At 56.9% G+C, this 14210-nt stretch carries 13 protein-coding genes; all 13 read left to right on the forward strand.

Annotation, left to right across the window (positions count from 1 at the left end):
• The first annotated feature begins 155 nt into the window (after positions 1-155).
• The 13 genes from flhD to cheZ all read left to right on the forward strand — a co-directional run bounded on the left by flhD (position 156) and on the right by cheZ (position 14073).
• Entirely contained in the window at positions 156-509 is a 354-nt protein-coding gene (gene flhD / locus OXR04_RS02380) for a flagellar transcriptional regulator FlhD (protein WP_009089661.1), read from the forward strand.
• The gene (flhC, locus tag OXR04_RS02385; protein ID WP_009089663.1) at positions 506-1084 is read left to right on the forward strand and encodes a flagellar transcriptional regulator FlhC; all 579 of its coding nucleotides are present in this window, start codon (positions 506-508) and stop codon (positions 1082-1084) included. The genes flhD and flhC overlap by 4 nt, the downstream gene beginning before the upstream one ends.
• Positions 1085-1216: 132 nt before the next feature.
• On the forward strand, positions 1217-2104 hold the full coding sequence (gene motA, locus OXR04_RS02390; protein ID WP_009089665.1) for a flagellar motor stator protein MotA: 888 nt from the start codon (positions 1217-1219) through the stop codon (positions 2102-2104).
• Positions 2101-3045, forward strand: coding sequence for a flagellar motor protein MotB (gene motB, locus OXR04_RS02395; RefSeq protein WP_009089667.1), 945 nt, complete (start codon positions 2101-2103; stop codon positions 3043-3045). The genes motA and motB overlap by 4 nt, the downstream gene beginning before the upstream one ends.
• Positions 3046-3056: 11 nt before the next feature.
• On the forward strand, positions 3057-5051 hold the full coding sequence (gene cheA, locus OXR04_RS02400) for a chemotaxis protein CheA (RefSeq protein WP_267369543.1): 1995 nt from the start codon (positions 3057-3059) through the stop codon (positions 5049-5051).
• 23 nt (positions 5052-5074) lie between these two features.
• Positions 5075-5569 carry a chemotaxis protein CheW gene (gene cheW, locus OXR04_RS02405; RefSeq protein WP_009089670.1) on the forward strand — a complete coding sequence of 165 codons (495 nt, stop codon included), beginning with the start codon at positions 5075-5077 and terminating at the stop codon, positions 5567-5569.
• A 162-nt stretch (positions 5570-5731) separates the two neighbouring features.
• Positions 5732-7405 carry a methyl-accepting chemotaxis protein gene (locus tag OXR04_RS02410; protein ID WP_267369170.1) on the forward strand — a complete coding sequence of 558 codons (1674 nt, stop codon included), beginning with the start codon at positions 5732-5734 and terminating at the stop codon, positions 7403-7405.
• A 243-nt stretch (positions 7406-7648) separates the two neighbouring features.
• A complete protein-coding gene (locus tag OXR04_RS02415) occupies positions 7649-9211 on the forward strand; it encodes a methyl-accepting chemotaxis protein (RefSeq protein ID WP_267369171.1) in 1563 nt (520 codons plus the stop codon).
• A gap of 105 nt (positions 9212-9316) precedes the next feature.
• The gene (locus tag OXR04_RS02420; protein WP_046102009.1) at positions 9317-10993 is read left to right on the forward strand and encodes a methyl-accepting chemotaxis protein; all 1677 of its coding nucleotides are present in this window, start codon (positions 9317-9319) and stop codon (positions 10991-10993) included.
• A 78-nt stretch (positions 10994-11071) separates the two neighbouring features.
• Positions 11072-11944, forward strand: a complete 873-nt coding sequence (gene cheR, locus OXR04_RS02425) for a protein-glutamate O-methyltransferase CheR (protein ID WP_009089677.1) — start codon at positions 11072-11074, stop codon at positions 11942-11944.
• On the forward strand, positions 11944-12993 hold the full coding sequence (locus tag OXR04_RS02430) for a chemotaxis response regulator protein-glutamate methylesterase (RefSeq protein ID WP_009089678.1): 1050 nt from the start codon (positions 11944-11946) through the stop codon (positions 12991-12993). The genes cheR and OXR04_RS02430 overlap by 1 nt, the downstream gene beginning before the upstream one ends.
• Positions 12994-13032: 39 nt before the next feature.
• Positions 13033-13422 carry a chemotaxis response regulator CheY gene (gene cheY / locus OXR04_RS02435; RefSeq protein WP_003849158.1) on the forward strand — a complete coding sequence of 130 codons (390 nt, stop codon included), beginning with the start codon at positions 13033-13035 and terminating at the stop codon, positions 13420-13422.
• A 9-nt stretch (positions 13423-13431) separates the two neighbouring features.
• Positions 13432-14073 carry a protein phosphatase CheZ gene (gene cheZ / locus OXR04_RS02440; protein ID WP_009089682.1) on the forward strand — a complete coding sequence of 214 codons (642 nt, stop codon included), beginning with the start codon at positions 13432-13434 and terminating at the stop codon, positions 14071-14073.
• Positions 14074-14210: the final 137 nt, after the last annotated feature.

Below are 14210 nucleotides of genomic sequence, written 5' to 3' on the forward strand. Positions count from 1 at the left end.
GTGGGTCTGAAACTCACAAAAAACAGAAGGCGAAAAACAGTGACATCAAATTTATGTGAAATTTTTTTGCCATCTTTTGATTTATCAAACAGCAGCTCGAACCGCAGATCTTATTCTGCGATACAGTTACGTCGCATCTCTCAGGATGGAAAATAATGGGCACCTCTGAAGTACTGAAACATATTTACGATCTCAACTTGTCTTATTTACTGCTTGCGCAGCGTTTAATTAACCAGGATAAAGCTTCTGCAATGTTTCGCCTCGGCATTGACGAAAAAATGGCGAATGCATTATCAGAATTAACATTGCCTGAAATGGTAAAAATGGCGGAAACCAATCAGCTGGTTTGCCAGTTTCGTTTTACCGACAGCAGCACGATTAATCGCCTGACGCAGGAATCCCGCGTGGATGATTTACAGCAGATTCATACCGGCATTTTATTATCCAGCCGTTTACTGCGTAATGCGTCTAAAGAAGATCTGCCTGCTAAAAAGAGAGCAATGTCATGAGTGAGAAAAGTATTGTTCAGGAAGCGCGTGACATTCAGCTCGCAATGGAGTTGATTTCGTTAGGTGCACGCTTACAGATGTTAGAGAGCGAAACCCAGCTGAGCCGGGGTCGCCTGATCAAGCTCTATAAAGAACTGCGTGGCAGCCCGCCGCCAAAAGGCATGCTGCCGTTCTCCACGGACTGGTTCATGACCTGGGAGCAGAATATCCACGCTTCCATGTTCTGTAACGCCTGGAAATTTTTGCTGAAAACCGGCCTGTGCAGTGGCGTCGATGCCGTCATCAAAGCCTACCGGTTATACCTTGAGCAGTGTCCGCAATCGGACGAGGGCCCGCTGTTGGCGCTGACCCGCGCCTGGACCCTGGTCCGATTTGTTGAAAGTGGCATGCTGGAACTGGCTGACTGCAAATGCTGCAATGGCAGCTTTATTAACCATGCACATCAGCCGGTTGGCAGCTTTACCTGCAGCCTGTGCCAGCCACCATCACGTGCCGTAAAAAGACGTAAACTTTCTGCAGAATCTGCCGATATGTTTCCACAACTGCTGGATGAACAGGTTAAACACGCCGTTTAAGTTTGTTCGCACTGTGGAAGCCATCCAGCAGCGGTTAATACCGCTGCTTTTTTTTTGCTTCCGGTTTGAGAATAACGCCTGCGGCTCTCTGGCTTAACTTCCACCAACACGTTACGGACGTAAGGATTTTTTGTGCTGATAATTATAGGTTACCTGGTTGTTTTAGGCTCCGTGTTGGGCGGATATGCACTGGTCGGTGGCCATCTGGGCGCGCTTTATCAGCCAGCCGAATTATTAATGATCGGCGGCGCGGGTGCCGGTGCTTTTTTAGTCGGCAACAACGGCAAGTCGATTAAAAAGACCATGAAAGCGCTGCCGCTGTTATTTCGCGGCTCAAAGTACAACAAAGCGGTTTACATGGATCTGATGGCGCTGCTTTATCGTCTGATGGCCAAATCGCGTCAGCAGGGGATGTTATCGCTGGAACGCGATATCGAAGATCCCAGCCAGAGTGAAATTTTTGCTAATTATCCCCGCATTCTTGCCGATAAACAGTTAGTCGATTTCATTACTGACTATCTGCGTCTGATGGTCAGCGGCAACATGAACGCCTTTGAAATTGAAGCGTTGATGGATGAAGAGATTGAGACTTACGAACATGAGTGTGACGTACCAGCGCAGAGTATAGCGGCGGTGGGTGACGGACTGCCGGCATTCGGTATCGTGGCAGCGGTCATGGGCGTGGTGCACGCACTGGCTTCGGCCGACCGTCCGGCGGCGGAACTGGGTGCACTGGTGGCCCATGCGATGGTGGGAACCTTCCTGGGCATTTTGCTGGCCTACGGATTTATCTCTCCACTGTCATCCGTTCTGCGTCAGAAGTGTGCGGAAACCACCAAGATGATGCAGTGCATCAAGGTGACGCTGCTGTCGAGCCTGAACGGTTATGCCCCGCAGATTGCGGTGGAGTTTGGTCGTAAGACGCTCTATTCCGCCGAGCGCCCGTCGTTCAGCGAACTGGAAGAGCATGTGCGTAACGCTAAAAACCCGGCTAAACAGACTTCGGACGAGGCTTCATGAAACACGGCAATCGCCCAATTGTGCTGATCAAAAAGCGCAAACATAAAGGCCATGAAGGCAGCCACGGTTCGTGGAAGATTGCCTACGCCGACTTTATGACGGCGATGATGGCCTTTTTTATGGTGATGTGGCTGCTGTCGATCGCAAACCCGCAGCAGCTGGTGCAGATAGCAGACTACTTTAAAACGCCACTGAAGGTGGCGATCACCGGCGGGCAGCGCAGCAGCGACAGCGAAAGCCCGATCCCCGGCGGCGGGGATGATCCGACGAAAAAGATCGGTGAAGTGAACAAAAAGGTCGATATGGATGCGCAGAAACGTCAGCTGGATGAGATCCGTCTCAACCGGCTGCGGGAGAAGCTCGATCAGATGATTGAGGCCGATCCGCGTCTGAAAACGCTGCGTCCGCATCTGATTATTAACATGGTGGAAGAGGGGCTGCGTATTCAGATTATCGACAGCCAGAATCGCCCGATGTTTAAGACCGGCAGTGCCGAGGTGGAGCCTTATATGCGCGACATTCTGCGTGCGATAGCGCCGATCCTCAATGACATCCCGAACCGCATCAGCCTGGCCGGACATACCGATGACTTCCAGTATGCCGGCGGCGACAAAGGCTACAGCAACTGGGAACTCTCGACCGACCGCGCTAACGCCTCCCGCCGTGAACTGGTGATGGGTGGCCTGGACAGCGGCAAAGTTTTGCGGGTGTTGGGTATGGCCGACACCATGCGCCTGAAAAATCGCGGCGGGAATGATGCAGTGAACCGCCGCATCAGCCTGCTGGTGTTGAACCATGACACCGAAGCGGCAATAGAAAAAGAGAACGCAGAAAGTGATGCCGTCCAGATCAGCGATCCGGCGGCCATTGAAAAAATTACCGCACCGCCAGCACCCCAGGGCAGCGCGGTGAATACAGCAGCCCCCTCACAGCCGAGGTGATTCCCGTGAGTATGGACATCAGCGATTTTTACCAGACGTTTTTTGATGAAGCCGATGAGCTATTAGCGGATATGGAACAACACCTGCTGGGCCTTGACCCGCAGGAGCCAGATTCTGAACAGCTCAACGCCATCTTCCGTGCCGCTCACTCCATTAAGGGTGGGGCCGGAACCTTTGGTTTTACGGTATTACAGGAAACGACTCACATCCTGGAAAACATTCTGGATGGTGCTCGTCGCGGCGAGATGCAGCTCAGCACCGACATCATCAACCTGTTTTTGGAAACCAAAGATATTATGCAGGAACAGCTCGATGCATATAAAACCGCGCAGGAGCCGAACGCGGAAAGCTTCAAATATATCTGTGAAGCACTGCGCCAGCTGGCGCTGGAGGCTAAAGGTCTGCCGGCAGAACTGCCGGTCAGCGTGGTGCCTGTCAGTGAAGAACCTGTCAGCACCAGCACCAGCACCAGCAGCAGTGGCCTGCGTGTTCAGCTGATCGATCTCAAAGAGAAAGAAGTCGATCTGATGCTGGAAGAGATGGGCAATCTCGGCACCCTGACCAACGTGCAGAAAGGCAGCACCACGCTGGATGTCTGCATCGATGGCGTGGGCAAAGATGACATCGTGGCGGTGCTCTGCTTCGTCATCGACGAAGCACAGATCCGCTTCCCGGAGGCGGACGACGCCGTTGCCGCACCGGTGGCGGCGGTTGCCGCGCCCGTGGTGGAAGAAGTCCACACGGCCAGCGTCACCGAACTGCCGGTGGCACCGGCGAAGCGTGAAAGCAAGCGCGCCGCGGCCCCGGCCAAATCAAGCGAATCCACCAGTATCCGCGTGGCGGTAGAGAAGGTTGATCAGCTGATCAACCTGGTGGGCGAGCTGGTGATCACCCAGTCCATGCTGGCGCAGCGTTCCGGCGAGCTGGACCCGGTCGCGCATGGCGACCTGCTGAACAGCATGGGTCAGTTGGAGCGTAATGCCCGCGATCTGCAGGAATCGGTGATGTCGATTCGTATGATGCCAATGGAATATGTCTTCAGCCGCTTCCCGCGTCTGGTGCGTGACCTGGCCAGCAAGCTCGGCAAAGAGGTTGAACTGACCCTGCTGGGCAGCTCGACCGAACTCGATAAGAGCCTGATTGAGCGCATCATCGACCCGTTAACGCACCTGGTGCGTAACAGCCTGGACCACGGTATCGAAACGCCTGAGAAACGCGTGGCGGCTGGCAAGGTTGCGACCGGTAACCTGACGCTCTCCGCGGAACACCAGGGCGGCAACATCTGTATCGAAGTCTCCGACGATGGTGCCGGCCTTAACCGTGAACGTATTCTGGCTAAAGCGCTCTCATCCGGTCTGCCGGTCAGCGAGAACATGAGCGATGAAGAGGTCGGCATGCTGATCTTTGCGCCAGGCTTCTCCACCGCAGAGCAGGTGACAGATGTTTCCGGACGCGGCGTCGGTATGGACGTGGTGAAACGAAATATTCAGGAGATGGGCGGTCACGTCGAAATCGCCTCGAAGCAGGGCAAAGGCACCACCATTCGCATCCTGCTGCCTCTGACGCTGGCCATCCTCGACGGCATGTCCGTTCGTGTGGCCGACGAAGTCTTCATTCTGCCGCTGAATGCGGTGATGGAGTCGCTGCAACCGCGCGCCGAAGAGCTGAAGCCGCTGGCGGGTGGCGAGTGCGTGCTGGAAGTGCGTGGTGAATATCTGCCGCTGGTTGAACTGTGGAACGTCTTTGATGTGCAGGGCGCGAAAACGGAAGCCACGCAGGGCATCGTCGTGATCCTGCAGAGCGCGGGCAAACGCTATGCGCTGCTGGTCGATCAGCTGATTGGTCAGCATCAGGTGGTGGTGAAGAATCTGGAGAGCAACTATCGCAAGGTGCCGGGCATCTCTGCCGCGACCATTCTGGGTGACGGTAGCGTCGCGCTGATTGTCGATGTCTCCGCCCTGCAATCTCTGAACCGTGAAAAACGTGTGGCCGGCGCTGCCGCCTGATTGAAAACGAAAAGGTAAATAACATGAATGGAATGGCAACCGTGACAAAAATTGCTGGCGAAACCGTAGGTCAGGAGTTCCTGGTTTTCACGCTGGGCGACGAAGAGTACGGCATCGATATCCTTAAAGTGCAGGAGATCCGCGGTTACGATCAGGTTACCCGTATCGCAAACACCCCTGACTTTATCCGTGGTGTAACCAACCTGCGCGGCGTTATCGTGCCGATCATCGATCTGCGCGTGAAGTTTGCACAGCCCGATGTGGAGTACAATGACAACACCGTGGTCATCGTGCTGAATCTGGAAAACCGCGTGGTCGGCATTGTGGTTGACGGCGTCTCTGATGTGCTGTCGCTGACCCAGGATCAGATCCGTCCTTCCCCGGAGTTCGCGGTCACCATGTCTACCGAATACCTGACCGGTCTGGGTGCGCTCGGCGAGCGTATGCTGATTCTGGTCGACATCGAGAAGCTGCTGAGCAGTGACGAGATGGCGCTGGTCGATAACCTGCGCGCGTAATGTCTTTATCACGGGCCGGTCTTAACCGGCCCGTGATCATTCTCACCGGTAATTATCCCTTTCTGTTCAGATAATAAACACGTCTCCCCCTCTGATTTTTTGCCTCCTCCTGCCGATACTTCAGACGTCACCTCAAATCACTTACTTTTTTCAGGGTTAATCATGTTAACGAAAATCCGTGTTGTCACCAGTCTGTTGCTGGTGTTGCTGGTATTTGGGCTTTTACAGGCCATCTCCGGTTCTGTTTTCTACTCCGCGCTGAGCCACGACAAGCAGAGTTTCGCGGTCTCCCAGCTTGCGGCCAAAAATACTGAGGCACTGAACGACGCCTATCTCAGCCTGAACCAGAGCCGGGTCCTGCTGACGCGTGTTCAGTTACGTTTCGCCACCAGCAAACTGGAGGGCAAAACTGCCGACGTCGCGGGGCTGTTTGAAGAGAGCAAAGGATTCCAGCAGTCGGCAGAGGGCTTTTACCGGCTGTTCAAAGAGACACCGGACACTCCGGGACAGAATCAGCAACTTAACAGCCAGCTCGACCAGCGCTACGCGGATTATGCCGGGGCGCTGGGTGCCATGCAGACGGCGCTGCAGGCGGGCGATCTCACCGCCGCCGGTAAAATTCCGGTCGCCCCCAGTCAGAGTGCCTTTTTAACCCTCTATCGCGAGTGGCGTGCCGATCAGAATCGCCTGGCTTCGCTGGGCGCAGAGGCGAACAGCGTGGCCTACAGCCGGATGATGTGGATCCTGGGCACGATTCTGGTCGCCGTGCTGGCGGTGATTCTGCTCTGCTGGTCCGGACTGCGTAAAATCGTTCTGACGCCGCTGAACGAGAGCATCGATCACATCCGGCATATCGCCGGGGGTGATTTAACCCACACCATCGTCGTGCAAGGGCGCAACGAGATGACGCAGCTTGCCGCCAGTCTGCATGAGATGCAGCAGTCGCTGGTGCGTACCGTCAGCCAGGTGCGCGATGGCTCAGATGCGATTTTCACTGGTGCCAGTGAGATCTCCGCCGGGAATAATGATCTCTCCGCCCGGACGGAACAGCAGGCCGCCTCACTGGAGCAGACCGCAGCCAGCATGGAGCAGCTGACCGCCACCGTGAAACAGAACGCCGAAAACGCCCGTCAGGCGTCACAGCTGGCGCTCAGTGCCTCGCAAACCGCAGAAAAAGGCGGCAGCGTGGTGGATGGGGTGGTGAAAACCATGAGTGAAATCGCCGGCAGCTCGAAGAAGATTGCCGACATCACCAGCGTGATTGATGGCATCGCTTTCCAGACCAACATTCTGGCGCTGAACGCCGCCGTGGAAGCGGCCCGCGCCGGTGAACAGGGACGCGGATTTGCGGTGGTGGCAGGGGAAGTGCGCAACCTGGCGCAGCGCAGCGCCCAGGCGGCCAAAGAGATCAAAGGGCTGATCGACGACTCGGTCAACCGGGTCAGCATTGGCTCACAGCTGGTCGGCACCGCCGGTGAAACCATGAACGATATCGTCAGCGCGGTGACCCGCGTCACCGACATCATGGGCGAAATCGCCTCGGCCTCTGATGAGCAGAGTCGGGGAATTGATCAGGTGGGGGAGGCGGTCACCGAAATGGATCGTGTCACCCAGCAGAACGCCTCGCTGGTAGAGGAGTCTGCGGCCGCGGCGGCCTCGCTGGAAGATCAGGCCAGCCGGTTAAGCCAGTCCGTATCGCTGTTTAAAATCAGACGCGACGCTGCCCCACAGACCCTGACGAAGCATGTGCCGATCGCCGCCCCCGTGACCGCGCTGCCGGTCTCACGCAAAGCCCTGACGGCACCGGTCAGTGACACCCACTGGGAAACCTTCTGACCGCTGACAGAACGCCACACGCCAGTGAAACGCACTGGCGATCCGTGCGATTTAACGCTGCGCATCCTGCGGGCTGCGCAGCGCCCTCCGTGATTTTTCTGACTAAAGTCAAACTGATAGCCCTGCACTGATAAAAATAATTACAAAAGCCATTTTCGGTCTTCAGGTGCCGAAAAGCGTTAATTAATCCCGTAATCACGCCGATATAGCCGCTGCACCTTAATCAACCTGCAGGGGAACGAGATGTTAAAAAAAATAAAAGTGGTGACCAGTTTAATCGCCGTACTGGTTATCTTTGGCGCGCTCCAGTTAATGTCTGGCAGCCTTTTCTGGTCCGCTCTGAACAATGACAAAGCGGCTTTTGCACTGTCGCAGGTCTCTAACCGCAACGTCACCTCGATGACGGATGCCTATATCTCTCTGAACAACAGCCGCACCACACTGAACCGTGCCATGCTGCGGTTGCAGACCAGCATGGCGGCGCAGATGAACGGCGGTCAGCTGGATGATCTGATGAACCGCGCTAACAGTCAGTTAGCGGAAGCCGATCGTCACTTCAAAATCTACTACGATCTGCCTGCCACGCCGGGCCTGGAAGTGGCGCTGCGTGACAGACTCGAAGCGGATTATGCGCAATATGAAAAAGGGCTGAAGGGGATGGTGGCGAGCCTGCAGGCCCGCGATCTGGAAGGGATGTTCAAACAGAACATCGAGCAGAAGCAGGTTTCCATGCAGGAGAGTTACAGCGCATGGCGTGAACGTCAGACTGAGCTTTCCGATCAGGGCATGGCGCAGAATCAGCGTGCCTTTACCCAGATGATGTGGCTGCTGGGCGCGATTGGCGTTACGGTCATTGCCGTGATCGTCGCCTGCTGGTTTGGCCTGCGTCAGGTGCTGATTCAGCCGCTGCACCAGCTGCTGACCCAGATTCGCGCTATCGCGTCTGGCGATCTGACACAGCCGATTGTGGTTGAAGGCCGCAACGAGATGAGCCAGCTGGCCGCAGGCATCCATGAGATGCAGCAGTCACTGGTGATGACGGTCGGCAATGTGCGCGACGGCTCTGATGCCATCTTTACCGGCGCCAGCGAAATCGCGGCCGGTAACAACGATCTGTCGGCCCGCACCGAAGAGCAGGCCGCCTCGCTGGAGCAGACCGCAGCCAGCATGGAACAGCTGACCGCCACCGTGAAGCAGAATGCGGACAACGCCCGCCAGGCCTCTCAGCTGGCGCTGACCGCCTCGGAAACCGCGCAGCAGGGCGGAAAAGTGGTCGATGGTGTCGTCAGCACCATGAAAGAGATCGCCGGCAGCTCGAAGAAAATTGCTGACATCATCAGCGTGATCGATGGCATCGCCTTCCAGACGAACATCCTGGCGCTGAACGCCGCCGTGGAAGCGGCGCGAGCCGGTGAACAGGGGCGCGGTTTTGCGGTCGTGGCCGGTGAAGTCCGCAGCCTGGCGCAGCGCAGCGCACAGGCCGCCAAAGAGATTAAAGGCCTGATCGAAGATTCCGTGACGCGCGTCAACAGTGGTTCACTGCAGGTGGAAAGCGCCGGCAGCACCATGAGCGAGATCGTCGGGGCGGTCACCCGCGTCACCGACATCATGGGCGAAATCGCCTCGGCATCGGATGAGCAGAGCCGCGGTATTGAGCAGGTCGGACAGGCGGTGACCGAGATGGATCGCGTCACGCAGCAGAACGCCTCCCTGGTTGAGGAGTCGGCCGCCGCTGCCGCCGCACTGGAGCAGCAGGCCAGCGTACTGATGCAGGCGGTCTCCGTTTTCAAAATTTCCCGCGCCTGATTTTTCCTTCCTTTGACTCTGGTGACGGCGTAAAGCCGTCGCCATCCATAAAGTTCCCTCACGTTGCGCCGATAAACAAAACGAATCGCAACCAATGAGGTGTTTATGTTTAGTCGAGTACGCGTTGTTTCCGGCCTGCTGTGTGTGCTGGCGCTGTTTGCGCTGCTGCAGCTGTTTTCCGGCGGAATGTTCTTCAAAACTGTCAGTTCAGATAAAGATAACTTTGCCTACAACCAGCGTCTGAATACGCTGCAGCAGGCCATGGGCACCTCATGGGTTTCGCTTGTTCAGGCGCGCAACACCCTCAACCGCGCCGGTATTCGTTTTCTGCAGGATGCGCAGATGGCGGGATCGGGTGCCAGCGTGAAAGAGCTGGTGGCACTGGCGGGTGAAGAGCTGAAACAGGCGGAAATCAACTATCAGATCTTCAACGATAACCTGTCGGAGAAGGGCAAAACGGCCGAAAACGTCCTGGCACTGCAGGCGAACTACAAGGCCTATCACGATGCGCTGGCGGAGCTGATGGTCTTCTTCACCACCGGCAACTTCAAAGGCTTTGTCGATCAGCCAACCCAGAGCTATCAGGACAAGTTCCAGAAAGATTACACCGCCTGGCTTGAGTACAACCAGGTCCTGGCGAAGCAGGGTGTCGAAGCTAACCAGCAGGCCTATACCCGTTCTATCACCATCGTGGTGGCCACGCTGGCGGTCACGCTGCTGATGATTATCCTGGTCTGGAATGTGATGCGCTCGGTGCTGATCCGTCCGCTGCGTCAGAGCATGGAACATATCCAGCACATTGCACGTGGCGATCTGACTCAGCCGATAGAGATTAGCGTGCGAAACGAAATCGGTGAGTTACTGACCTCTCTGCAGCACATGCAGCAGGAGCTGGTACGTACCGTACGTACCGTGCGTGATGGCTCTGACGCCATCTACACCGGTGCCAGCGAAATCGCTATCGGCAACAACGATCTCTCTTCGCGTACGGAAGAGCAGGCGGCCTCTCTGGAGCAGACCGCGGCCAGTATGGAGCAGCTGACGGCCACCGTGAAGCAGAACGCCGAAAACGCCCGTCAGGCGTCCAAGCTGGCGCTGACCGCCTCGGAAACCGCGCAGCAGGGCGGCAAAGTGGTGGATGGCGTGGTCACCACCATGAAAGAGATTGCGGGCAGCTCGAAGAAAATTGCCGATATCACCAGCGTCATCGACGGTATCGCCTTCCAGACCAACATTCTGGCGCTGAACGCGGCGGTTGAAGCCGCCCGTGCGGGTGAACAGGGGCGCGGTTTTGCCGTGGTGGCCGGTGAAGTGCGCAGCCTGGCGCAGCGCAGCGCCCAGGCCGCAAGAGAGATCAAGGGCCTGATTGAAGATTCCGTGAGTCGCGTGAATACCGGCTCGGTGCTGGTAGAAAGCGCCGGTGACACCATGAGCAACATCGTCAGCGCGGTAACCCGCGTGACCGACATCATGGGTGAAATCGCCTCTGCGTCAGACGAGCAGAGCCGCGGTATCGACCAGGTTGGCCTGGCGGTCACCGAGATGGATCGCGTGACCCAGCAGAACGCCTCACTGGTCGAAGAGTCAGCGGCAGCCGCTGCGGCGCTCGAAGATCAGGCAAGTCACTTAAAACAGGCGGTTTCAGTGTTCAATATTGGTAAAGAATTTGTCGCTCAGGCCGTTAACAAGACAACGGCGACAAAAACCCTACAGCTTGATGCGCCGTTAGCCGTTGGCCGTCAGTCTGCTGCGCGCAGTGACGACAACTGGGAAACCTTTTAATCGCCCGTCGTCCGGCCGCCGTTTCGCGGCCGGACATCGCAGCAGAGTTAATGTATTCAGTTCGGGCCAGGTGCAGAGATGAAAAAATCGACGATATTAGATCAAAATGAGACGACAACGCTGCTGTCACAGATGGTGCAGCGCCTGCCGCTCTCCGATGCGCATTTTCGCCGTATCAGCCAGCTGATCTATCAGCGTGCCGGTATCGTACTGGCCGATCACAAGCGTGAGATGGTTTACAACCGTCTGGTTCGTCGTCTGCGCACGCTGAACATCGACGATTTTGGTCGCTACCTGGCGCTGCTGGAGTCCGACCCGAACAGTGCCGAGTGGCAGGCGTTTATTAACGCCCTGACAACCAACCTGACCGCGTTCTTCCGTGAAGCGCATCACTTCCCGATTCTGGCGGAGCATGCACGTAAGCGTCAGGGCAATTTCAGCGTCTGGAGCACCGCGGCGTCAACCGGCGAAGAACCCTATTCGATCGCCATGACGCTGGCCGAAACGCTGGGGACCGGACCCGGCAAATTTCAGGTTCACGCCAGCGATATCGACACCCAGGTACTGGAAAAAGCGGTCTCCGGCGTCTATCGCCAGGAAGAGTTACGCACGCTGTCACCGGCGCAGATGCAGCGCTTCTTCCTGCGCGGAACCGGGCCGCATGCAGGCATGGTGCGGGCGCGCCCTGAGCTCAGTGGCCTGGTCACGTTCGCCCAGCTTAACCTGCTGGCTAACGAGTGGGCGCTGCCGGGGCCGTTTGACGCCATTTTCTGTCGCAATGTGATGATCTATTTCGATAAAGAGACGCAGGAGAAGATTCTGCGTCGGTTTGTCCCGCTGCTGAAGCCGGGCGGCATTCTGTTCGCCGGTCACTCAGAGAACTTCAGTCAGATCAGTAAAGAGTTCTGGCTGCGCGGACAAACCGTCTATGGACTGACGAAGGAAAGATGATGAGCAAAATCACCGTGATGTGCGTAGATGACTCTGCGCTGATGCGGCAACTGATGACGGAAATCATCAACAGTCATCCGGATATGGAGATGGTCGCTACGGCGCCGGATCCGCTGGTCGCCCGCGATTTGATTAAGCAGTTCAATCCGCAGGTGCTGACGCTGGATGTGGAAATGCCGCGCATGGATGGCCTCGATTTCCTGGAAAAACTGATGCGGTTACGCCCGATGCCGGTCGTGATGGTCTCCTCGCTGACCGGAAAAGGCTCCGAGATTACGCTGCGGGCGCTGGAACTGGGGGCGGTCGATTTCGTCACCAAGCCCCAGCTCGGCATCCGCGAAGGGATGCTGGCTTACAGCCAGATGATTGGCGACAAGATCCGCGCCGCGGCCCGTGCCCGTCTGCATAACCGCGCCGCGATGCCGGCCCCGGTGACGCTGAAAGCAGGGCCGCTGCTGAGTAGTGAGAAACTGATTGCGATTGGCTCCTCTACCGGCGGCACCGAGGCGATCCGTCATGTGCTGCAGCCGTTACCGGCGACCAGCCCGGCATTGCTGATTACCCAGCACATGCCGCCAGGCTTTACCCGCTCCTTTGCCGAGCGTCTGAACAAGCTGTGTCAGATCACGGTGAAAGAGGCGGAAGATGGCGAGCGTATTCTGCCGGGTCACGCCTATATCGCGCCAGGCGCGATGCATATGGAGCTGGCCCGAAGCGGTGCCAACTATGTTGTGAAGCTCAATGACGGCCCGCCGGTTAACCGGCACAAACCGTCGGTGGATGTGCTGTTCAAATCGGTGGCGATCAACGCCGGACGAAATGCGGTGGGGGTGATCCTCACCGGTATGGGCAACGACGGCGCCGCCGGGATGCTGGAGATGAACCGGGCGGGAGCCTGGACCATCGCCCAGAGCGAGGCCAGCTGTGTGGTATTTGGCATGCCGCGTGAGGCAATTGCCACAGGCGGTGTGAATGAAGTCGTGGATTTAAGCAACATCAGCCAGCACATGCTGGCGAAAATTAGCGCCGGACAGGCATTGCGTATTTAACAGGCCCGTCCTGCCGGGCGAGACAACTCAGGAGTAGATATGGCTGATAAAAACATGCGCTTTTTGGTAGTAGACGACTTCAATACGATGCGTCGTATTGTCCGTAACCTGCTGAAAGAGCTGGGCTTCAATAACGTAGAAGAAGCAGAAGATGGTGTGGATGCCCTTGGCAAACTGAAAGCAGGCGGTTTTGACTTCGTCATTTCTGACTGGAACATGCCAAACATGGATGGCCTGCAGCTGCTGCAGACCATTCGTGCCGACGCGGCGATGAGCACGCTGCCGGTGTTGATGGTGACCGCAGAAGCGAAGAAAGAGAACATTATTGCTGCTGCTCAGGCAGGCGCCAGCGGATATGTGGTGAAGCCTTTCACCGCCGCTACCCTGGAAGAGAAGCTGGGTAAAATTTTTGAAAAACTGGGCATGTAAGGAGATGTGATGAGCGACCTTCCGAAACCAACTATGGATGCCTCGGCACACGACATCATCAGTCGCATCGGGTCTCTGACCCGCATGCTGCGCGACAGCCTGCGCGAGCTGGGGCTGGATAAAGCCATCGCCGATGCCGCTGAAGCTATTCCTGATGCCCGCGACCGTCTGGATTACGTGGTGCAGATGACGGCGCAGGCCGCCGACCGTGCGCTGAACTGTGTTGAAGCAGCTCAGCCACATCAGGATAAAATGGAAGCCGGGGCAACTCAGCTGAAAGGGCGTTGGGATGAGTGGTTTGAGAACCCGATTGAACTGGGTGATGCGCGGGAGTTGGTGACGGATACGCGCGCATTCCTCGACGCTGTGCCAGAGCATACCTCCTTCACCAACAAACAGCTGCTGGCCATCATGATGGCGCAGGATTTCCAGGATCTGACCGGTCAGGTAATCAAGCGCATGATGGATGTCATCCAGGAGATTGAGCGCCAGCTGTTGATGGTGCTGCTGGAGAACATGCCGGAAGTCAGCGCAGAGAAGCGCCAGGAGGGCACCAGCCTGCTGAACGGGCCGCAGATCCACGCCGATGCACCGGGCGTGGTGGCGAACCAGGATCAGGTTGATGACCTGCTGGACAGCTTAGGGTTCTGACCCGATGTTGTCCGCCTGCGGGCGGGCAACAGCGCTGTACTCCCCTGAAACAGGGTCACCCTCCGGTGGCCCCGTTCCCCATTGCCAGATTCATCCCCGAAAGAACGCCCTTTTTCCCCATCTTATCTCCGCTTTGA

It is taken from the genome of Pantoea sp. GM_Pan_3, from assembly GCF_026541045.1.
Lineage (GTDB): Bacteria > Pseudomonadota > Gammaproteobacteria > Enterobacterales > Enterobacteriaceae > Pantoea > Pantoea anthophila.

What these genes read in the sequence shown, in the direction of transcription:
- flhD (WP_009089661.1), top strand. Translation starts at nt 156, where the DNA reads ATGGGCACCTCTGAAGTACTGAAACATATTTACGATCTCAACTTGTCT.
- flhC (WP_009089663.1), top strand. Translation starts at nt 506, where the DNA reads ATGAGTGAGAAAAGTATTGTTCAGGAAGCGCGTGACATTCAGCTCGCA.
- motB (WP_009089667.1), top strand. Translation starts at nt 2,101, where the DNA reads ATGAAACACGGCAATCGCCCAATTGTGCTGATCAAAAAGCGCAAACAT.
- cheA (WP_267369543.1), top strand. Translation starts at nt 3,057, where the DNA reads ATGGACATCAGCGATTTTTACCAGACGTTTTTTGATGAAGCCGATGAG.
- cheW (WP_009089670.1), top strand. Translation starts at nt 5,075, where the DNA reads ATGAATGGAATGGCAACCGTGACAAAAATTGCTGGCGAAACCGTAGGT.
- OXR04_RS02410 (WP_267369170.1), top strand. Translation starts at nt 5,732, where the DNA reads ATGTTAACGAAAATCCGTGTTGTCACCAGTCTGTTGCTGGTGTTGCTG.
- OXR04_RS02415 (WP_267369171.1), top strand. Translation starts at nt 7,649, where the DNA reads ATGTTAAAAAAAATAAAAGTGGTGACCAGTTTAATCGCCGTACTGGTT.
- OXR04_RS02420 (WP_046102009.1), top strand. Translation starts at nt 9,317, where the DNA reads ATGTTTAGTCGAGTACGCGTTGTTTCCGGCCTGCTGTGTGTGCTGGCG.
- cheR (WP_009089677.1), top strand. Translation starts at nt 11,072, where the DNA reads ATGAAAAAATCGACGATATTAGATCAAAATGAGACGACAACGCTGCTG.
- OXR04_RS02430 (WP_009089678.1), top strand. Translation starts at nt 11,944, where the DNA reads ATGAGCAAAATCACCGTGATGTGCGTAGATGACTCTGCGCTGATGCGG.
- cheY (WP_003849158.1), top strand. Translation starts at nt 13,033, where the DNA reads ATGGCTGATAAAAACATGCGCTTTTTGGTAGTAGACGACTTCAATACG.
- cheZ (WP_009089682.1), top strand. Translation starts at nt 13,432, where the DNA reads ATGAGCGACCTTCCGAAACCAACTATGGATGCCTCGGCACACGACATC.